Origin of the sequence: Prevotella sp. oral taxon 299 str. F0039, from assembly GCF_000163055.2 — a bacterium.
Classification (GTDB): domain Bacteria; phylum Bacteroidota; class Bacteroidia; order Bacteroidales; family Bacteroidaceae; genus Prevotella.
This window is the reverse complement of record NC_022111.1, coordinates 1739261-1760926: the sequence shown is the minus strand read 5'-3', so window position 1 is coordinate 1760926 and position 21666 is coordinate 1739261. Positions and strand designations below refer to the sequence as shown.

At 37.5% G+C, this 21666-nt stretch carries 17 protein-coding genes, 2 tRNA genes and 1 pseudogene; 14 read left to right on the top strand and 6 right to left on the bottom strand.

The window, feature by feature from the left end; translation table 11 throughout:
* Positions 1–14 precede the first annotated feature (14 nt).
* Complete coding sequence (locus HMPREF0669_RS09900) at positions 15–914, top strand: diaminopimelate dehydrogenase (protein WP_009228395.1); 900 nt, start codon at positions 15–17, stop codon at positions 912–914.
* 184 nt (positions 915–1098) lie between these two features.
* Positions 1099–1782, top strand: a complete 684-nt coding sequence (locus tag HMPREF0669_RS09895; RefSeq protein ID WP_009228394.1) for a SprT-like domain-containing protein — start codon at positions 1099–1101, stop codon at positions 1780–1782.
* A gap of 400 nt (positions 1783–2182) precedes the next feature.
* Here HMPREF0669_RS09895 and HMPREF0669_RS09890 read toward each other — a convergent pair.
* A tRNA-Val gene (locus tag HMPREF0669_RS09890) sits at positions 2183–2257 on the bottom strand.
* Between the two features lie 291 nt (positions 2258–2548).
* Between HMPREF0669_RS09890 and trpS the strand changes: the two genes are divergently transcribed.
* Both trpS and HMPREF0669_RS09880 read left to right on the top strand, forming a co-directional pair.
* A complete protein-coding gene (gene trpS / locus HMPREF0669_RS09885; protein WP_009228393.1) occupies positions 2549–3538 on the top strand; it encodes a tryptophan--tRNA ligase in 990 nt (329 codons plus the stop codon).
* A 475-nt stretch (positions 3539–4013) separates the two neighbouring features.
* Positions 4014–5009: a 2-hydroxyacid dehydrogenase gene (locus tag HMPREF0669_RS09880; RefSeq protein WP_009228392.1), complete on the top strand. Its 996-nt coding sequence runs from the start codon at positions 4014–4016 to the stop codon at positions 5007–5009.
* Between the two features lie 300 nt (positions 5010–5309).
* On the opposite strand, the gene HMPREF0669_RS09875 is transcribed toward HMPREF0669_RS09880, so the two are convergent.
* Positions 5310–6317 carry an aspartate-semialdehyde dehydrogenase gene (locus HMPREF0669_RS09875; RefSeq protein ID WP_009228391.1) on the bottom strand — a complete coding sequence of 336 codons (1008 nt, stop codon included), beginning with the start codon at positions 6315–6317 and terminating at the stop codon, positions 5310–5312.
* A gap of 120 nt (positions 6318–6437) precedes the next feature.
* Between HMPREF0669_RS09875 and HMPREF0669_RS09870 the strand changes: the two genes are divergently transcribed.
* The 6 genes from HMPREF0669_RS09870 to HMPREF0669_RS09850 all read left to right on the top strand — a co-directional run bounded on the left by HMPREF0669_RS09870 (position 6438) and on the right by HMPREF0669_RS09850 (position 12744).
* Complete coding sequence (locus HMPREF0669_RS09870; protein WP_009228390.1) at positions 6438–8573, top strand: cation:proton antiporter; 2136 nt, start codon at positions 6438–6440, stop codon at positions 8571–8573.
* A 16-nt stretch (positions 8574–8589) separates the two neighbouring features.
* Positions 8590–9294 (top strand): ABC transporter ATP-binding protein, encoded by a 705-nt coding sequence (locus HMPREF0669_RS09865; protein WP_009228389.1) that lies wholly within the window; start codon positions 8590–8592, stop codon positions 9292–9294.
* Positions 9281–10117 carry a S1 RNA-binding domain-containing protein gene (locus HMPREF0669_RS09860; protein WP_009228388.1) on the top strand — a complete coding sequence of 279 codons (837 nt, stop codon included), beginning with the start codon at positions 9281–9283 and terminating at the stop codon, positions 10115–10117. The genes HMPREF0669_RS09865 and HMPREF0669_RS09860 overlap by 14 nt, the downstream gene beginning before the upstream one ends.
* Before the next feature lie 2 nt (positions 10118–10119).
* A complete protein-coding gene (locus tag HMPREF0669_RS09985; protein WP_009228387.1) occupies positions 10120–10350 on the top strand; it encodes a hypothetical protein in 231 nt (76 codons plus the stop codon).
* Between the two features lie 14 nt (positions 10351–10364).
* A complete protein-coding gene (locus tag HMPREF0669_RS09855; protein WP_009228386.1) occupies positions 10365–11069 on the top strand; it encodes a hypothetical protein in 705 nt (234 codons plus the stop codon).
* A 262-nt stretch (positions 11070–11331) separates the two neighbouring features.
* Complete coding sequence (locus HMPREF0669_RS09850; protein WP_009228385.1) at positions 11332–12744, top strand: aspartate ammonia-lyase; 1413 nt, start codon at positions 11332–11334, stop codon at positions 12742–12744.
* Positions 12745–13031: 287 nt separating this feature from the next.
* Here HMPREF0669_RS09850 and HMPREF0669_RS09845 read toward each other — a convergent pair whose 3' ends face one another.
* Positions 13032–14258, bottom strand: a complete 1227-nt coding sequence (locus tag HMPREF0669_RS09845) for a uracil-xanthine permease family protein (protein WP_009228384.1) — start codon at positions 14256–14258, stop codon at positions 13032–13034.
* Positions 14259–14375: 117 nt separating this feature from the next.
* Between HMPREF0669_RS09845 and HMPREF0669_RS09840 the strand changes: the two genes are divergently transcribed.
* The 4 genes and pseudogenes from HMPREF0669_RS09840 to HMPREF0669_RS09825 all read left to right on the top strand — a co-directional run bounded on the left by HMPREF0669_RS09840 (position 14376) and on the right by HMPREF0669_RS09825 (position 18158).
* The gene (locus HMPREF0669_RS09840; RefSeq protein WP_020967443.1) at positions 14376–15533 is read left to right on the top strand and encodes a lactonase family protein; all 1158 of its coding nucleotides are present in this window, start codon (positions 14376–14378) and stop codon (positions 15531–15533) included.
* A gap of 67 nt (positions 15534–15600) precedes the next feature.
* Entirely contained in the window at positions 15601–16389 is a 789-nt protein-coding gene (locus tag HMPREF0669_RS09835) for a ThiF family adenylyltransferase (RefSeq protein WP_009228382.1), read from the top strand.
* Positions 16390–16406: 17 nt separating this feature from the next.
* Positions 16407–17623 (top strand): annotated as a pseudogene (locus HMPREF0669_RS09830) (L-serine ammonia-lyase, iron-sulfur-dependent, subunit alpha).
* A 460-nt stretch (positions 17624–18083) separates the two neighbouring features.
* Positions 18084–18158, top strand: a tRNA-Val gene (locus HMPREF0669_RS09825).
* A 319-nt stretch (positions 18159–18477) separates the two neighbouring features.
* On the opposite strand, the gene HMPREF0669_RS09820 is transcribed toward HMPREF0669_RS09825, so the two are convergent.
* The 3 genes from HMPREF0669_RS09820 to HMPREF0669_RS09810 form a co-directional block, all read right to left on the bottom strand.
* The gene (locus HMPREF0669_RS09820) at positions 18478–18963 is read right to left on the bottom strand and encodes a phosphohydrolase (protein WP_009228380.1); all 486 of its coding nucleotides are present in this window, start codon (positions 18961–18963) and stop codon (positions 18478–18480) included.
* Between the two features lie 91 nt (positions 18964–19054).
* Positions 19055–20008 carry a site-specific DNA-methyltransferase gene (locus HMPREF0669_RS09815; RefSeq protein ID WP_009228379.1) on the bottom strand — a complete coding sequence of 318 codons (954 nt, stop codon included), beginning with the start codon at positions 20006–20008 and terminating at the stop codon, positions 19055–19057.
* A 521-nt stretch (positions 20009–20529) separates the two neighbouring features.
* The gene (locus HMPREF0669_RS09810) at positions 20530–21654 is read right to left on the bottom strand and encodes a hypothetical protein (RefSeq protein ID WP_009228378.1); all 1125 of its coding nucleotides are present in this window, start codon (positions 21652–21654) and stop codon (positions 20530–20532) included.
* Between the last annotated feature and the right edge of the window lie 12 nt (positions 21655–21666).

The following is a 21666-nucleotide window of genomic DNA, read 5'->3' as shown; positions in this document are numbered from 1 at the left end:
GAAATATGAGTAACATGAAGAAAATTAGAGCTGCAATTGTGGGCTATGGCAACATTGGTCGTTACACTTTAGAAGCATTAAGAGCTGCAAACGACTTTGAGATTGCAGGCGTTGTGCGTCGTAATGGCGCAGAGAACAAGCCTGAAGAATTGGCAAACTATGAGGTAGTTAAGAACATTAGAGATCTTAAAGACGTTGATGTAGCCATTCTTGCAGTGCCTACTCGCAGCTGTCCAGAATATGCAAAAGACATCATTAGCTTAGGTATTAACACCGTAGATAGCTATGATATTCACACAGGAATTGTGGGTTATCGTGCCGAGATGATGCCACTTTGCAAAGAAAAGCAATCTGTTTGTGTGATATCTGCAGGTTGGGACCCAGGTTCTGACTCGATTGTGCGCACCCTTATGCAAAGTCTTGCACCCAAAGGACTAAGCTATACCAACTTTGGACCAGGCATGTCGATGGGTCATAGCGTATGTGCTAAGGGTAAAGAAGGGGTTAAAGACGCCCTATCTATGACCATTCCATTGGGCGAAAGCATTCATAGAAGAATGGTTTATGTTGAACTTGAAGAGAATGCAAGCCTTGAAGAGGTGACAAAAGCAATTAAAACTGACCCTTATTTTGCACATGACGAGACCCATGTTATTGCTGTTAAATCGGTAGATGATGTGAAAGACATGGGACATGGCGTGCATTTGGTTCGCAAAGGTGTTAGTGGTGAAACCCAAAATCAACACTTCGAGTTCAATATGAGCATCAATAACCCTGCTCTAACAGCTCAAGTACTTGTGAATGTGGCTCGTGCTTCTATGCGTTTACAACCTGGTTGCTATACAATGATTGAGATTCCTGTTATTGATATGCTCGAAGGTGACAAAGAAGAACTTATTGCTTCATTGGTATAAATTGTTCTTTCACAACCCAATAGACCATTATTTACATCGTTTCTGATGCAGAAATAGAATGGCAGTATGTATCTCTCGACAACTTTTTTGAAGATATATACTGCCTTTTATTTTCTCTTTAGTCCCTCAAAAGAACACCTTATAGCAGAAATTCCACTTCAGTAAGCAAATAAAGATACAAACGATGATAATTAACACAGAGTGGATCGCTCAGCAATTCGATATTTTCAATGCACTTTATTTCGATAAAGTGCTACCCACTCCGTTGTTTTTAGTGTCGAAGACAAAGACAAAACTGGGTTGGTTTTCGCATAAAAAGCATCTCACTATCAGAGGTTTTCGGTCGTATGATTATAAGATTGGTATGTCAACTCATTATCAATTCAGCGAGCGACAGGCACAAAATATCTTGCTTCACGAAATGATTCACTTTTATATTGCCTTCAAAAATATTAAAGATAAGTCGGCTCATGGACCTGTTTTTAAGCACTTCATGAATAAGTTTAATACCGAATTTGGTTGGGAACTAACTATTTCGGTGAACACAAAAGACTATAAAACAAACGAAACAATTGGTTCTTCGAAAGCAAAAAAGATAAAAGAACGATTGATTTTGGGCATTGAACAAAACGACGGAACCTGCTTTTTGTCGGTGGTAAACCCTCATTATGCGTTGAAAATTCAAAATGATATAAAGCGAACAACGCAGAAATTGAAATATTGTTGGTATAAAAGTAGTGACGAGCGGTTTAGCAATTTCTCTACAGTTAGAAGTTTAAGAGGAGTTAAAACAACTCGAGAAGAGTTTGAAGAAATCATTAAAACTTTGCAACCTGTGGTACTAATAAGTCAAAAAAAAGACCGATAAATAAATCAATATATAATAGAACTATATATAAAGAAGTCACTCTATATGTTATAACCTTTAATATAATATTAACAGTTCTCCCCTATTCGGTATCAATATCAATAGAATTCGCAGTTCAGAAGGTTAGTAAATTAAGCCCTAAGAGTCTCTAACACATATAAAAAAACACGCAAACTTGCTTGTATTTAAGGCTACATTAAGCAAAATAAAAAGCTAAAAGCACCTCCATAGCATACCCATACAATTGCTTTTTTTCATATTATCACATTATTTTTATATCCTCACGCAAGTGATATATTTATCATTTATCCTCAAACGAGTTAACTCTTTTCCCACAATAAATCCAACAGCATTATAAAAAAAGACTTTATCTCAATTGAAATAAAGTCTTTTTCTTATGTGGGCGTTGACGGATTCGAACCGCCGACCCTCTGCTTGTAAGGCAGATGCTCTAAACCAGCTGAGCTAAACGCCCGTCTTTTAGTTCTTAAAAGCGATTGCAAAGGTAATACATTTATTTTAATCTTCCAAATTTTCAAATACTTTTTATTATTATTTTTCAAATATATCTTTAGACGTCCACTCTCACTCCTTTCCAATAGCACTGCTTTTAATAGGCAAAAGACATCACTTTACACAACAATAACAATGCTATTCAATGCTAAAAGAGTTGCATTTTGCATTGAAACTTACCACACATTATTATATAATTATTCAAATTTTAGTAGTATCTTTGCATTATTATAATCTAAAATATACAACAAATATGGAAAAAGTAGTTAGTGGAATACGCCCAACAGGCTTTCTTCACCTTGGAAACTATTTCGGAGCGGTGAAGAGTTTTATCGAAATGCAGAATGATTATGATTGTATGTTTTTCATTGCAGATTGGCATTCGCTCACTACTTCACCTAAACCCGAGGACATTCAAAATAGCGCACGTGTCATTCTTGCAGAATATTTAGCTTGCGGAATCGACCCAAACAAAGCTCCAATATACGTTCAAAGCGATGTAAAAGAAACACTTGAGTTGTATCTTTACTTAAATATGAACACCTATATTGGCGAGTTAGGTCGTGTAACAACATTCAAAGAAAAAGCAAGAAAACAACCAGACAACGTAAATGCGGGATTGTTTACTTACCCAACTCTTATGGCTGCAGACATACTTCAGCACAGAGCAGTGAAGGTTCCTGTAGGAAAAGACCAAGAACAAAATATGGAAATGGCGAGAAAATGCGCTCGACGTTTTAACAATATCTATGGTGTTGATTTCTTTCCAGAACCTCAAAACTTCTATTTTAACGCTAAAGCCGTAAAAGTTCCTGGTTTAGATGGAAGCGGAAAGATGGGTAAAAGCGAAGGAAACTGTATCTATCTTCACGATGACGACAAGACTATCACAAAGAAAGTGATGAAGGCTGTGACTGATAGTGGACCCACTGAATTGAATAGTGAGAAGCCTCAAGTGATTGAAAACCTATTCACTTTCTTGCAAATTTGCTCAACACAAGATACCTACGACTATTTTAATGAGCAATGGAACAACGCTACTATTCGCTACGGAGAATTGAAAAAGCAAATAGCACAAGACATTTGTGCAACCGTTGCACCTATTAGAGAGCGCATAGCTGAGTTCAGTTCTAACACAGAACTCTTAGATAAAATAGCTAAACAAGGTGCTGATGCTGCGAGAGAAAGTGCTTCGGCAACTCTTAATGAGATAAGAAAAATAATTGGTTTTAGAACCTTATAAAGAGTTATTCAACCACTCTTCAAACATAACGACACCTCGTTTAACACTCTAATAGATGTTGAACGAGGTGTTTTTATTGGATCATATTCTCTATCAACATCATTTTTCACACTTTATTTTTATTTATTAGGAACTATTCCTTAAGCTTCATTTAAAATAAAGTCAATGTTTTTAGCCTCTAAAAACAATGCTATTACACTCCAAAAGCAATCCTTTTACAAGCAAAACGCATTGACATTGTTTTCAAGAAGAAATATCATTGAAAAACAAAGAGATAACAAATTTGAAACACAAAACGCTTGACTCAAATAAATAAAACCCAATACAAGCATTGCAAAAGCCAAAATTATTTGCACAAACCCACAAAAAGCAGTAACTTCGCATTGATTATAGATCATAAGCAATGAAATATTGCAATAAAATCAAAGCAGATTTAATTTTTATATATACATAATTTTAAAAGTAAGGAATAACAATGAGAGTAGCATTTTTCGATTCAAAATCATACGATGAAGAGTCTTTTAATCAAATAAATAGCAACTATGGCTTCGATATTCGCTATTACCAAGAACACTTAAACATCAAAACTGCTCCACTTGCAAAGGGTGCAGACGTTGTATGTATCTTCGTAAATGCAGAATGCAATGCTGAAGTTATCGACGAGTTGGTAAAAAATGGCGTTAAACTTATTGCTCTTCGCTGTGCAGGTTTCAATAATGTTGATTTGAAAGCAGCAAAAGGCCGCATCTCAGTAGTGCGTGTTCCTGCTTATTCTCCACATGCTGTTGCAGAATATGCAGTGTCGCTTATGCTTGCATTGAACCGCAAAATTTATCGTGCAGTAAACAGAACTCGTGAAGGAAACTTCTCGCTTAAAGGTTTGCTAGGATTCGACATGTATCAAAAAACTGCTGGTGTTATTGGTATGGGACGTATCGCTAAGGAATTGATTAAGATTCTTCACGGATTCGGAATGAATATTCTTGCATACGATTTGTACCCAGATGAAGAGTTTGCAAAGCAATATGGCGTTAAGATTGTTAGTATAGATGAGCTATATGCACAAAGTGATATCATTTCATTACACTGTCCTTTAACTCCAGAAACTAAATTCTTGATTAACAAGGAAAGTATTGCTAAGATGAAAAAAGGCGTTATGATCATCAATACAGGACGTGGAAAGCTAATCCATACTGAAGATCTTATTGAGGGAATTATCGCTAAAAAGATTGGAAGTGCAGGTCTTGACGTGTACGAAGAAGAAAAGAAATACTTCTATGAAGACCGCAGCGACAAGATTATTTCAGACGATGTGTTAGCTCGTTTGCTTACTCTTCCTAACGTAGTACTCACTTCTCACCAAGCATTCTTCACTGCAGAAGCTCTTCACAACATCGCTCTTACAACACTAGAGAGTATTAAAGAGCTTGCAGAAGGCAAAGAACTAACAAACGAAGTGAAAGAACAATAATTCTAAAAACAAATCTTTGCCATTTCGCCAACAACGCAATGGCAGTTTTTAGCACATTATACACCAATAAATAAGAGCATAGTAGCAATAAAGCTTCTGTGCTCTTTTCTTTTTTATAAGTAAGTCCTTTTAAAAGAAATATTAAAACAAATAGAGAGAATAGAATTATAGTTATATGCAAAGCGAATGAAATAGAACAGAAAGAGTAATGAGGATAAAAAGAAAAAGTCCTTTACTTCGAAAAGTAAAGGACTGCATTTGATACATAATATCTAAATTCTATAGTTTAGAATTTAATGATTACAAGCCGTTATTAGCAATCAAATATTCTGCAATTTGCACTGCATTGAGAGCTGCTCCCTTACGAATTTGGTCGCTAGAAAGCCATAATGTTAATCCGTTTTCATCAGAAATATCCTTACGAATACGTCCTATAAACACGTTATCTTCACCTGCTGTTTCTAAAGGCATAGGATAAACGCCATTGAAAACATCGTCTTTCAAAGTGCAACCAGGTGCTTTCTCAATGGCAGCTCTTACCTCTTCAACAGTTAAAGGCTTTTCGGTTTCTATCCAAACGCTTTCAGAATGCGAACGTAAAGAGCTGACACGAACACATGTAGCCGAGCATTTTACATCGCTATGCATAATCTTTTGGGTTTCGTAGAACATCTTCATTTCTTCCTTTGTATATCCATTTTCTGTGAAAACGTCTACCTGTGGAATTACATTATATGCCAACTGGTGAGGGAATTTCTCGATGGTTAGGGGCTTATTGTTCACCAAATCGCTGTATTGTTGTTGCAATTCAGCCATCGCAGCGGCTCCTGCTCCACTCGCACTTTGATAACTTGACACCTTAATTCGTTTGATGTGCGAAAGCTCTTCGATTGGTTGAAGAGCCACAACCATCATAATTGTGGTACAATTAGGATTCGCAATAATTCTCTTTGGACGTGTTAGTGCGTCCTTTGCATTGCACTCAGGCACCACTAAAGGCACATCTTTATCCATTCTAAAGGCACTAGAATTATCGATCATAACCGCCCCATGCTTTGTAATTGTTTCGGCATATTCTAACGAAGTGCCTCCTCCTGCAGAAACAAAGGCAATATCTATATCTTTAAAATCGTCGTTATGCTGTAACAACTTCACTTCATACTCTTTGTTTCTAAAGGTATATTTTGACCCAGCTGAGCGTGAAGAACCAAATAAAACGAGATTATCTATTGGAAAATTGCGTTGATCTAAGATTCTAAGAAACTCTTGTCCAACAGCTCCACTCACACCTACTATTGCTATATTCATAACTACTTACAAATTATTCTTATTGTTATTGTTAGGCACAAAATTACATCTTTTATATTGATTCGTAGGCAAATATGATATTTTTTTTGCAACTTTGCAACACATTATATAAATAACACAATGCCAATTACATTCAATATTAGCAATTATTTCCCTATAACCGACCCTACATGGGCATTCTTCGTGGTATTAATGATTATTCTTTGTGCCCCTATTATTATGGGAAAGTTACGCATTCCACATATTGTTGGAATGGTATTAGCAGGTGTTGTAATTGGCAAATATGGCTTGCATATTCTAGAAAGAGACACTTCTTTTGAGCTTTTTGGTAAGGTTGGACTCTATTATATCTTGTTTCTTGCAGCCTTAGAGATGGACATTGAGGGCTTAAAGAAAAACAAATTTAGGTTTGTTATCTTTGGTTTCGTCACCTTCCTCCTTCCATTTTTCCTCACGTTTTATAGCTCATTATACCTTTTAAGCCTATCTCCTACCACCTCATTGCTGATGGCTTGTATCATGTCTTCACACACATTGATAGGCTATCCCATTGTAAGTAGGTTTGGCTTACAGCGCAAAACGCCTGTAATGCTGGCTGTTGGCTCTACAATGATATCGCTTTTAATGGCGTTATTGGTGCTTGCTGCCATCGTTGCATCAAGCAATGGCACCTCAGGTCCAATGTTTTGGGTCGTATTTTTGCTCAAGTTTACTCTCTTTTGTGGATTCCTCACGCTTGCAATTCCACGTCTTTGTCGATCATTTTTGCGTCGTTATAGCGACTCGGTAATGCAGTTTATTTTTGTATTAGCTATCATGTTCTTGAGTGCAGCCTTATCTCAAATGATTGGATTAGAAGGCATTTTTGGTGCATTCCTTGCAGGATTGATTCTCAATAGATACATCCCTTCGGTGTCACCGCTCATGAATCGCCTCGAATTTATCGGTAATGCGCTGTTCATTCCCTATTTCCTTATCAGCGTAGGAATGCTCATCGACATCACTGTTCTATATAAAACGCCTTTCGTTATCGTTATCACTACCTCGTTAGTGTTCTTCGGAACGGTAGGAAAAGCAGTAGCAGCATACTTCATTGCCAAAGTATTTAAATTGCAGAAGTATGCAGGACAGATGATGTTTGGATTGACTTCGGCACATGCGGCAGGCTCTATTGCGATGTTATTGGTGGGTTTAGAGATTGCAAAGAGCGGAAGTTTGGATCAAATAGTGACCAATGATGTTTTAAATGGCGTTATTATCATGATTCTTATAACCTGTGTTTTGGCGTCATTCATCACTCAATCGGCTTCACAAAAAATGGTTGTTACTGATAATATCATTAATAATGACTCCACAAACAATATAGACGACGAACGCATTCTCATCCCTGTTAAATACCCAGAAAGTGCAGATAGTCTATTGGGGCTTGCGTTATTAATTCGCAATCCCAAACTGAAAAGAGAGCTAATTGCACTCAATGTGGTGTATGATGATGCCGACGTAGCCACCAATCAGACTAAAGGTAAACGCTTATTAGAGAAGTTATCACGTGATGCTGCAGCCACAGAAGTTGCCGTTACCACGCAAGTTAGGGTGGCAGTGAATATTGCAAACGGTATAAAACATGCCTTTCAAGAATTCAATGCCAGTGAGATTATCATTGGATTACACACTCATCAAGAGATATCGACAAAGTTTTGGGGCGAATTTCATCAGAGTTTATTCAATGGAATCAACTGTCAAATCATCATGGCACGCATCATTCAGCCCTTAAATACAATACGTAGAATACAAGTTGCAGTGCCTTCAAGAGCACAATTCGAGCCTGGTTTTCATCGTTGGGTGGAGCGTTTAGCACGCATTTCGGCTCAATTAGAATGCAAAATACAATTTCATGCTCGCCAAGACACGCTCGTTTTGATACAAGAATATCTTGTGAACAAACACCCTGACGTTAGAGTTGAATACTCAGAGATGGAGCATTGGAACATGCTTCCACAGCTTGCGGCATCTATAAACGAAGATCATATGTTCGTAATTGTTACTGCTCGTACCGGAACGGTATCGCATAAGAATGCTCAAGAGCGTCTTCCTGAAGAAATCAAGCAATTCTTTAGCGGTAAGAATTTAATGATTATCTTCCCCGACCAGTATGGTTATGGAGTGGATCAAATGACCTTTGCACAACCAAAACATATTGAAGAACAAAGTGCTTACGAAGCTGTTGGCAAATGGATTAAGAAAAAACTAAAGTAAGAAGTAATTATTTATTATGATTGAAATAAAGAATATTCACAAGAGTTTCGGACAACTTGAAGTGCTAAAGGGTATCGACCTTGAGATAAAGAAAGGCGAGATTGTGAGCATTGTGGGTCCTAGTGGAGCGGGAAAGACTACCCTTCTACAGATAATAGGCACACTCGACAAACCTAATGAGGGTGAAGTTGTAATCAACGACATCAACATTAGTAAGCTTTCGAACAATAAATTAAGCGACTTTAGAAATCAACATATCGGCTTTGTGTTTCAGTTTCACCAGCTATTACCAGAGTTTACAGCTCTTGAAAACATTATGATTCCGTCCTTTATCGGCGGTGTTTCGAAGAGTGTTGCAAAACAAAAGGCTGAAGAACTACTCGAGTTTATGCAGTTAAAAGATAGAGCTCACCACAAGCCCAATGAGCTTTCGGGAGGCGAAAAGCAACGAGTTGCGGTGGCAAGAGCATTGATTAACAACCCAGAAGTTATTCTTGCAGACGAGCCTAGCGGTAGTTTGGATTCTAAAAACAAACGAGAATTGCACCAATTATTCTTCGATTTGAGGGACAAATATGGTCAAACGTTTGTTATTGTCACTCATGATGAGGAGCTTGCAAGCATTACCGACCGTACTATTCACTTGAAAGACGGAATCATTGAACAAGAAACTACATCGAACAACAACATTAAAGAGGAGGCGAAAGATGAAGACAATTAAGCTCGGAGAATACAACTTGCTTACGGTTACCAAGTTAGTTGACTTTGGATTGTACTTAGATGGAGGCGATGCTGATGAGATTTTGCTTCCTGCAAGATATGTTCCTGAGGGCACAAAGGTGGGCGATGAACTCAATGTTTTTATCTATCTCGACCAAGAAGAACGCCCTGTTGCCACCACAGAGAAACCCTTTGTAAAGGTAGGAGAATTCGCTTTACTCGAGGTTGCATGGGTAAATGAGTATGGAGCATTCTTAAAATGGGGACTAATGAAAGATCTTTTCTGTCCTTTTAGAGAGCAAAAAAGACACATGCAGATAGGCGAAAAGCACATGGTCTACGTCTATATCGACGAGGAAAGCTATCGTATCGTTGCCTCTGCAAAGATAGAAAAGCACCTCAACAGCGACACTTCGCACCTTCAACCCGCACAAGAAGTAGATTTGTTGTTATGGCAACGCACCGATTTGGGCTATAAAGTGATTGTGAATAATGAATATCAAGGACTTATTTTCCTTAACCAAGTGTTCCAAAGAGTGTATCTCGGAGAACACATCAAAGGATATATTGCTAACATAAGACAGGACGGAAAACTGGATATTTCTTTGCAATTGCAAGGCAGACAACAAACGCTTGACTTCGCAGATGAGCTTCTTCAGTATCTAAAAGACCACAACGGACATTGCGATTTATGGGATAAAAGCGACGCAGAAGATATTTATCAGTGCTTTAGCGTGAGCAAAAAGGTATTCAAAAAAGCGGTTGGCGACTTGTATAAAAAGCGACTCATCAGCATTTCTCCACAAGGATTAGACCTCAATTAATTATGAAACAACATTCAACAACATCTTTCTTGGCATACATTTTCTATGCCATCACCTTTGTTGTGTGCCTTTCTAGCTGTAAATCTTATAAGCTGATAACTTACGAAAGCGACTATTGCGAGCCGCCTATTTATGCTAATATAGTTGAAGAGCCTATCGAATTCAATTCCGATAGCATTCTTGTTCCGACCATAAGTGGAAAACTCAGTTCACAAAGCAAAATATTCTATTAGCACATGCTTTGAACTTGGATAAAGAGTTAGAACAACTTACAGAGCTAAGAGACGAACATTCAATTATAAAAGACAGCGTTTTGTATCTTGCTACACAGCAAAAGATTGAACAGAAGGTACTAAATGCATTAGTAGAGATCGACGCTTTGGTGGCAGAACTTGACTGCGAAGGCGAGAGATGCGACCAATTAAAGGAATTATTAGGGGGCATGAATAGCAAAAGGGATAACAAACTAACTGTGGCGTCTATTGTTATTGGAGCCTTATCTGCCGTTGCTGACGTTTGTATTAGTAACGATGGTTGGAACAAAGGCGTAGCAATTGGAGCCGGAGTCATTGGTGCTGGACTTGGTTGGGCAACGCTTAGCCCTAAAGGAAAGCGACTTATTCTAAAGCATAAACGCAACCATTTGCGGGCAATATGGGAAGAAAAGAACTCAGATGAGTTCCCTCCTATCGTTTGGTACATGCTCAACGAGACCAGATTCACCAACAGCCAGCAATCAACCATGCTTAGAAACATTCGAAAGAGATGGCTAACTTTCACTTTCGAAGACGACATAAAAGAAGCCAATAAATCGGTTTTGTTTAAAAGTGAAGGTGTTTATACAGAAGATTTGCTAGAGACTCGCTCGCAAATTGTGGGTCAATTAAAAGCCACAACTCAACTTCTTAATCAAAACTTTTCTTCTCTTTTAAAGCAGATAAAACAACTATAAAGTTGCTATTATAGCACAACTTTAGTGTAAAAGAAGCACACCAAACAGGTAAGAGCAATGCTATTATACCTGTTTGGTGTGTTAAGTTATGGTAAAATCATACATCTTATTAAAGCTATTGTTGTGCTATAACTGTCTTTTTTTATAAATTTGTTGTACTTAAAACATCAATAATTAGGAGCCTTTCGACATCAAAACACATCTTAATACCACAAAGATGTCCTCACAAACAGATGATAAAAAGACTTCAAAATCAATAGATATGAAAGAAGAACAATTTAGAATTGAATCCGATCTTCTAGGAGAACTTCAGGTTCCAAGCGACGCATTGTATGGCGTTCAAACGCAACGCGGCATTAACAACTATCATATTTCTCGTAAAAAAATGCGTGACTATCCCGATTATGTCATTGCCATCGCTTACGTAAAACTAGCCGCAATTGAAGCAAATCACACACTCGGAGTTATTGAAGACAATATTTCTGGAGCCATTGCGCAAGCTTGTCGAGAGATAATTGAAGGCAAATGGCACGACAATTTCCCCATCGATATGATGCAAGGAGGTGCAGGAACATCTGTCAATATGAATGCTAACGAGGTGATTGCCAATAGAGCTTTAGAAATATTAGGACACGGAAAGGGCGAATACCAATATGTTTCTCCCAACGACCACGTTAACTGTGGACAGTCAACCAACGACGTTTACCCCACCACTATTCGATTAACTTTCATTCGAATGAATAAAAAACTCATCGAAAGCGTTATGAAGATGATTAAGGCTTTGCGTGAGAAAGGTGCAGAATATGCCGATGCTTTAAAGATGGGACGTACACAGTTGCAAGATGCAGTGCCTATGACTTTCGGTCAAGAGTTTAACGCTTATGCCAATAATATAGAGGAAGAGATTCTTAATCTAAATAGAAACGTTAAGCTATTGCACGAGATTAACATGGGTGGAACAGCCATTGGAACTGGCTTGAACGCTGTTCCTGGATTTGCAAAGCTATGCACCGAGAATCTAGCAAAGCTCACGGGAGAACCCTTTGTGCTTGCTCCCGACTTAGTAGAAGCCACTCCTGACACTGGAGCTTATGTGAGTTATTCGTCTGCTTTGAAGCGTTTAGCAGTTAAAGTGTCAAAGATGTGTAACGATTTCCGCTTACTTTCATCAGGTCCTCGTTGTGGATTAAACGAAATAAACCTACCTCCTAAGGCTCCAGGTTCTTCGATTATGCCAGGTAAGGTGAATCCTGTTATCCCAGAAGTAACCAACCAAGTGTGCTTTAAAGTGATTGGAAACGACACAACAATATCATTTGCTGCAGAAGCAGGACAACTTCAATTAAACGTAATGGAACCTGTAATTACTGAAGCTTTGATTGAAAGTTTAACTTGGATGACCAACGCTATCGACACACTTACAGAGGAATGTATTACAGGAATCACTGTAAATGTAGACAAATGTATGAACATGGTGCTCAATAGTATCGGTATTGTTACAGCTCTTAACCCCTATATTGGCTACAAAAACAGCACTAAGGTGGCTAAAGAGGCACTCGAAACCAATCGATCTGTTTACGACATTGTGATTGAAAAGGGATTGATGACTAAAGAAAAACTCGACGAAGCACTCGATCCAAAGCAAATGCTTAATTCTCACGAGTTTATTCATTAAAGAACAATTTGTTTGCTATTGAAAATCAGCGGCATAGCAAACACAAAATAAAAAGAGTGTTTTTACAATCTAAAAGTTGTGCTATTACATGGAAAAAGCAATCCTTTTGAAGTGTAATAGCACTCTTTTTATGTTGTAACGACAATAAGATCAAATCTCAAAAGATAAAAAGACAGACAACTAATCGATTGAGATGAGATCAAAACAGCACAAAGAAAAAGGCAATGAACCTATTTGCATACATCGCAAAAGTTCATTGCCTTCTTTATTTTTATGGAGTAATAAGCTTATGCTTCCTTCTCTTCTTCTATCTTTTCTATCTTTGTTTGTGGTAGAATGAGGTTAAGAATAACGCCTACAAGAGCCGACAAACCAATACCACTAATGGTGAAATTGCCCCAAGTTAGTACGGCACCACCAATTCCAATGGTTAAAGTTACAGAGATAATAATGACGTTTCGAGTTTGATTAAGGTCGACTTTATGTTGAATAAGGTTCTGAACTCCAACGCTTGCAATGGTTCCAAAGAGTAGAAGCATAATGCCTCCGAGTACTGCTTGTGGAATAGACTGAAGCAAAGCACTTAGTTTTCCCATTACAGAGAACACGATAGCGGTGAGCGCAGAAATACGAATTACAGCAGGACTTGTTATCTTTGTGATAGACATTGCACCCGTTACTTCTGAATAAGTGGTTACAGGAGGACCGCCAAAGATAGACGCAAACAAGCAAGCAAGACCATCGCCAAGCAGCGTTCTGTGCAAACCTGGCTCTTTAACAAAGTCTTTTTGAGCCACAGCTCCAACGACATACACATCGCCAATATGCTCAATTACAGGCGCAATAGCCACAGGAATCATGAAAAGAACAGCCTGCCATTTTAACTCTGGCAAATGAAAATGAGCCAAAGAAGGTGGCAATGCCAACCAAGAAGCCTCGTTTACTGCAGTGAAATCTACCTCATTTAGGAAAATTGCAACGATATATCCCGCAATAATTCCACATACAACAGGAACCAATTTAATGAGTCCTTTACCAAAAGTAAGCACCACAACGGCTGTCGCTAACGATATAGCAGCAAGCAACCAGTTTGTTTTTGCCATATTTACACCTGCACTAGAGAGCGTTAAACCAATGAGAATAATCACAGGTCCAATGACAACGGGAGGGAAAAGACGATTAAGTAGATGCTTTCCTTGCCACTTTACCAACGCACTCATAACGAAATAAACAAGCGAAACACCCATTGTTCCCGCCAAAGCACCTGCTAACCCCCACTCTTTGGTTGCCGCTATGATTGGCGCAATGAATGCAAAACTACTGCCTAAAAATATAGGCACCTTACCTTTCGTAACCAAATGAAAGATAAAAGTGCCTATACCTGCTGTAAATAACGCTGTTGCTGGGTCGAGACCAACAAGCAATGGAACCAAAACAGTAGCTCCAAATGCTACAAAGAGGAATTGTACTCCTACAACAATTCTTCGTGTTAAGTTTAAGTTATCTGTGTTCATATTGTCTGCAAATTTACTAATTATTAATGAATAGTGTTATAAATGCATATAAATAATTGCGTAAACATGTGTTTTTGATTATCTTTGAAGAATTATAAAACAGACAAATTAACATTTATGAACTACAAATCATTTCTTGCATGTGCTATTTTTGCATGCTCATCATTATCTTTAATGGCTCAGGATAATATCAAATTATTGGTGGGAACCTACACAAATGGTTCTTCAAAGGGTATCTATTCTTTTGAAGTGAACCAACGCACAGGCGACGTTACGGCTTTAGATACAATCGAGATAACTAATCCTTCTTATCTAACGCTATCGCTGGACGGAAGTATGATCTATGCAGTTAATGAAACAAACGATAAGAATGCATCTCTATCTACAATATCATTTAATACCGAAAATGGCAAGATGCGCTTTATTAATAACGCTCTTACAAAAGGAGAAGACCCTTGTTTTGTAGATACTAACGGCAACATGGTTGTAACAGCCAACTATTCTGGCGGTTCTATGAGTGTTTTTCCACTAAATGACGCAGGCGAATTGAATAATATGACACAGCTATTTAGCGGTGCACAACAAGGTTTTGATAAAGAAAGACAAGAAAAAGGTCACTTCCATTGCGTTCGTTTTACACCTGATGGTAATGGTGTTTTGGTTTCAGATTTTACGGGAGATGCTTTGCTTCGCTATGACTTTATAACACCAACTAAATTAAAATATGTTGGTATTGCAGCTCAATTGCCTAAGGGATCGGGTGTTCGTCACTTCATATTTAGTGGCGATAGTAGGTTTCTTTACGTAATGAGCGAACTAAGTGGCGAAGTAACTGTATTTAATTATAATAAAGGAAAACTTACCCAAAAGCAGACAATAACTACCGATAAGTACAATGCAAGAGGAGGAGCAGACATACACACCACTCCAAATGGCAATTTTTTATATGTAAGTAATCGTCTTAAAAATGACGGAATAACCATATTTAAGGTAAATAAAGCAACAGGATTGCTCACTGAAGTGGGCTTCCAAGCAACCGAAAAACACCCTCGTCAATTCAATATAACACCTAACGGAGAGCTATTACTTTGTGCTTCGAAAGACAATAACACTATTCAAGTGTTCAAAATCAATCAAGACACAGGAGCATTAACCAATCTAAATAAAGATATAAAGATTGACAAGCCTGTTTGTATACAGTTCTATCCTGCTATCATAGTACCCGACACTGGTCTTGGTGGCTTCCAAATTATAGAGCGAACAATTGTACAATAAATAGCAAGAAAATTTCTATTTTCTTTCACTTTATGATATATTGACAAACAAAAAGAAACGATAAAGAATGCAAGATCAGTTCTCTAGAACCCGAATGATATTTAAACGTTCGGGAATAGAAAAGCTACAGCAATCTAAAGTAGCAGTATTTGGACTCGGAGGAGTTGGCGGTTACGTTATAGAAGTACTCGCTCGAAGTGGCGTTGGACATCTTTCTATCTTCGATGATGATGTGGTTTGCCTCACAAATCTTAACCGACAAATATTCGCTTTACATTCAACTTTGGGCAAAAATAAGATAGATATAGCTAAAGAACGCATTAAAGATATTAACCCTAATTGTGATGTTGATGCCCGACAGATGTTCTATCTGCCTGAAAATGCAGATGAGATAGATTTAACTTCGTTCGACTATGTGGTGGATTGCATCGACACTATGGCGGCAAAAATGGAGCTAATAAAACGTTGTACTACTCTAAACGTGCCTTTATTATCGTGCATGGGCGCAGCAAATAAAGTAGACCCAACCGCCTTTTGTGTATGTGATATCACCAAAACAAAGATGGATCCACTTGCAAAGATTATTCGCAAAAAACTTCGTAAGATAGGTATTAAGCATTTAAAAGTAGTTGCAAGCGACGAAAAACCAATGGAGCCATTCTTTGAAGAGGCTGAGATTGAAAGCCAATCGATCGACAATGCCGACACCATTGTGAGCAATCATCACGACAAAAAGGTAACCCCAGCGAGTAATGCCTTTGTTCCTGCAGTTGCAGGTATCATTGCTGGAGGCGAAGTTGTTAAAGACTTGCTTCGCATAAGCACAAAAGAAACAGAACAAAACCTTTCGACATAAAATAAAATTACATAGGAATGAAATCACTTAAAGAACTCTTTAGAATAGGAAAAGGTCCCTCAAGCAGTCACACTATGGGACCTCAAAAGGCAGCACAGATGTTCATTGAGAAGTATCCTAACGCCAAATCGTTCGAAGTTACCTTATATGGTAGCCTTGCAGCAACAGGTAAAGGACACATGACAGACGTGGCAATTGAAGACGTTCTCAACACTGTTGCACCCGTAACTATTGTTTGGAAGCCCAGTGTTTTCTTACCTTTTCACCCCAATGGCATGAGTTTTGTGGCAATAGACGAAAGCGATAAGCGATCAGAAGAATGGATAGTATATAGCGTTGGTGGTGGTGCTTTATCTGAAGGAAAGGCTAATGAAGACGTATTTAATTCCAAAGACCCCTACTCTTTGAATTCTTTACAAGACATTATGCGGTGGTGTTACGACAATGGGAAAGGTTATTGGGAATATGCAGAGACATGCGAAGATCCCGATTTCTGGGATTTTTTAAGCGAAGTATGGAAAGTTATGCAACAAGCAGTTGAAGAAGGACTCAATGCAGAGGGTGTTCTTCCTGGTCCATTGCGCCTTGCTCGTAAAGCAGCAAAATATCATGTAAAAGCTAAAGGCTTTAAGCCTTCACTTCAATCTCGTGGTTTAGTGTATGCTTATGCATTGGCTGTGAGCGAACAAAACGCAGCAGGTGGAACCGTTGTAACGGCTCCTACATGCGGTGCTTGTGGCGTATTGCCAGCCGTTTTATATCACATGTCTCGCTCACATCATTTTAGCGACACTCGAATTATTCACGCAATAGCCACAGCAGGCATCTTTGGTAACATCGTAAAGCATAATGCTTCGATCTCAGGAGCAGACGTTGGATGTCAAGGAGAGGTGGGAGTTGCATGCGCAATGGCTGCTGCAGCAGCATGTCAGCTATTTGGTGGCAGTCCTGCTCAAATTGAATACGCAGCCGAAATGGGCTTAGACACCACTTAGGAATGACCTGTGACCCTGTATGTGGCTTGGTTCAGATTCCTTGTATCGAGCGAAATGCCTTTGCTGCAGCACGTGCTTTAGACTCAAACTTATACTCGGCATTCTCTGATGGTCAACATCAAGTGTCGTTTGACAGAGTGGTTGAGGTAATGAAGCAAACAGGACACGACATTCCTTCTCTGTATAAAGAGACTGGCGAAGGTGGTTTAGCAAAGGGATTTAATTTAAATATGTGCTAAAAGAAATAGAAATCATGGTATGAGTTAAGTGCTTGTACCATGATTTTGTTTTATTGCTGTTACACAAGCGTAAAGGAGTTGAAACTGCTTTGCGCTTTCTCAATATTTAAAAGTAGTTCTATTGTGTGGCAATAGCATTGCTTTTATACTGCAAAAGCAATGCTATTAGAGTGTAATCTCAATGCTTTTAAAAGGAACCACAAAGAGATTGAGCAACAGAACCATAGAAGAAGACACTTCATTTCATTCTAAACAGAAAAAGATAGATTTATAAAACAATACACTCCCACCCTATTAAAATCACAGAAAGCCTCTGTTAGACAAGCATGTAATACCATTTTAAGTGGCAATTCACCCCCAAAGCATAAAAAAATAGTAGTTCATCATAAAAAAGTTTGTAAATAATTTGGTAATTAAAAATAATCATCTTACCTTTGCACACGCTTTCAAAGAGCAACAAGGGCGTTTAGCTCAGCTGGTTTAGAGCATCTGCCTTACAAGCAGAGGGTCGGCGGTTCGAATCCGTCAACGCCCACAAAAAGACCTCATATCTTATGATATGAGGTCTTTTTTTTATCACTGTTATCTAAGAATAGACAGAAAATTTAACTTTATCCGTTTAATTTATTCTTATACTAGCAACGATACAATCGTATTCAAAGACTTAATACTACCGTTAATAAAGCGAAGGAATCACATAAGAAACTCTGTTGCACATTGTAGAAAAAATATATTTAAGTAACAATATCATTAAATATCATCCATCTTCATAACGAAATCAAAATTGCTTAAGGTTTATCTTCGATTCTTTCTAATATAAGATTAGCTCTCATTGCAACCTTTCCTTTTCTATCTTATTTTGATAAACTACTCAAATAATTATATTCTTTCCTATAACGCTCAAGTCGTTCATAATCTTTTTCTGTTGGATTAATAATTCTAGACAGATCCATATTGTGAGTAAGGTCATGCAGTTTCACTGCTGTGGCAAGCTCATTTGTTCCTATTGCACGAATATAACTTTCTCTATCTGGAATTCTTTTATGATTAAGAAGTTGCAATACCATAGCAAGTTCTTCCCTACATTCTCTTGGCAAAGGAGCATCTAAATCCTCTTCCAGCATATCCAGAACTCGTTCTTCGGTATATATAGTATCTTCACTTGCATCGTGCAGATAACCTATTACCTGTTCTTTCCATGTTCTACCCATTAAGGCTACAGACGACAAATGACCGCTAAAATAATCTACACCCGCTTTATCTACCTGCCCTACATGCAAATTCTTAGCTAAATTTGCAGCAACACTAACGATATCTTGCTTAAGTTTTTCTTCATTCATAATGAGTGTCTCGCTAAAATCTTCATTTAATTTTTATTCCATATACATCACCTATCAGAATGCATCTATAAAAAATAACGTTGTTCTCAGTTTATACTCCCTGCTGTTTTCTTTGAGACTTCAATGTATTTCGTTCCCAAAATACACCATCACAATATCCTTGAATATTTCTATTACGATCTGCCATATTTAGACGTTTTTGAGTTAATAGAGCATATTCTTCATTGAATTCAATGCCACAATAATGTCTACCGAGTTTCTTTGCCACAACAGATGTGGTTCCACTTCCTAGGAAAGGGTCAAAAACTACTCCCCCTTTGGGACACGATGCGAGAATAAGCTTAGCTATTAATTTCTCTGGTTTTTGGGTTGGATGGTCTGTATTCTCTGACATCGACCAATATGGCACGCTAATATCATCCCAAAAATTTGAAGGATAAGTCATTCTAAAGTTTCCTTCTTCTGTTTCTTCCCAATCTTTAGGAGTACCATCAACTTTATAAGGCGCAAATACTTTTCTTTTTTGCATGACTGAATCGACATCAAAAAAGTAGTTTTTTTCATTCAGAACACCAAACCAAATGTCCTCCATAGCATTCTTCCAATTTGTTTTAGCTCCTCGTCCTTTCTCTCTTTGCCACGTAATACGATTTTTAACAATAGTATACTCGCTCAATACTTGATAAATTGCGCTTGTGCTTTTCCAGTCACAACACACATATACACTGCCATTAGGTTTTAATAGCTCTAAAACTTTTGGTAACCAACTTTTTATATAGCTAATATAGCTATTGTCGTCTGTTGCCTTAAACTTGAAACCAGCAAAATCTTTTGAAAGATTATAAGGAGGATCAATAATTATCAGATCTGCAAAATGCTTTGGAAAAAAATCAATAACATCAAATAAATCTTGATTAAACGTTTTGTCAATAACATCATCAACCGAGGATTTATCGCTAAGCATAGATAACTCCTTTCTTAACTCTATACGTTCATCTTCTGACAACATTATAGTGCGGTTGCGTTTGGCACGTATTTTCTCCATCTTTATGTATTTTTATTCTCCTTATAATTATAGTCCACCTTTTAATAAATAGAAGGTGTATATGCAAAGATACAATAGAAAAGGATTTATACACAAAGGATTTACTAATTATTTTACACCTCAATACTTTTCTTCTTGCTCAATTAATATCCCATTAAGCTCTTTACTAATTTTCCTCCAAGAATAAAAAGACACAAGATCTCAATATAAAAAAGTGAGTATTCATGCATTTGCTCTCAATCATAAGATACGGATATCTCGCTAATAATAAATAACGTTCATAATATAATACCTATAGTTCAATAACTAAAGCTATATAATTGACACGAAAAAGCATTGTTTTTGCAGTGTAAAAGCATTGCCTTTAGAGACAAAAAGCAATGCTTTTATCTCATATTTTTTAGATAATTATGATCTTAATAAATAAGAAAAGTAGCAACACTTCATGGATAGAATAATATCGCATGAGAGTTGCTACTTTTCTTATGTAAAGGACTTTATACCTATTACCAATGATACTTTTATTTTAATACTTTCTTACCATTGATAATATAAATGCCTTTAGGTAGTTCGTTGAAAGTGTTTTCGGTACCTACTAATACACCATTAAGGTCGTAAACATTGCTAGGAATAACCCTATGAGTGCGAATACTAGATATGCCTGTAGTTTTATCTCCTTCTACAGTTATTACAATTTTAGTTATTTGGGAAAATAGAGAAGAGGCAGTAAACGTTACTTCTTGTGTGTCTGTTATATAGCTTCCGACTTTATTCTCTGTTTCTAAGTTAGTACCCTCGGGTGTTTTAAGCCAACTCTTTGCTTTTTCAAAGGTAAACTCTATCTTCTTAATTTTCTTACCTTGTGGAACTTTAAATGTTAAAGTATTTGTAGGCGGTAGATAAAGCGTTCCTCCTTTCACACGAGTAACTTTACCACTATTTTTATTAATCGTGGTAAATGTAACCTCATCTTGTGTAACTTCTTTACCATCTTCAATCTTTCCTTCTTGTTCATCTTTGGTTGTTGAACTAACATTTGTGATACCCCAAGAGTCTTTGAAATCATTTTTAAAATCAAAAGTAGCTGTTGTTGTAACTTTTTCAGGTGCAACAGGTAGTGGAACATCTTTATAAACCACTTCTATATAAACCAAACGAGTGGTTGAACTACCTCCTGTGAATGTTGCCTTTTGGGCTTGCATCTTAAAAGTAATAGGGTCGTTAGAGCTTGAACCAAAGTCTTCGTCCCAATCTGTACTTTCTTCTTTCTTTATTCCCTCATCGTTTGTAAGATCAAAAGAGAATTGACTGAGTGCTTGAAACTCTATTCTTGTTATCATTTTACCAGCAGGTGCGGTAATTGTTATCTTGTTATCTTTGTAAACCGCATAGTTTTCTCCTTCTAAACGGTTCCAGTTTTTTTCGTTAACCTTTTTGTTTGTTAAAATAAAACCATCTTGATTAATCTCAACACCGTCCTCTATTTTGCCGTTTTCAGGGGCATCATTAGCACTTGCCTTTACTAAATTCCAAGGATTTTTCTTAAAATCAAAACGAATTGAGCCAGCTGCCAATGCGCTGTTTGTAACACCAAACAAAAGAACAATAAGCATAATTGCTCCTGTAAAAAGACTTTTTCTTAGCATATTATTAAAATT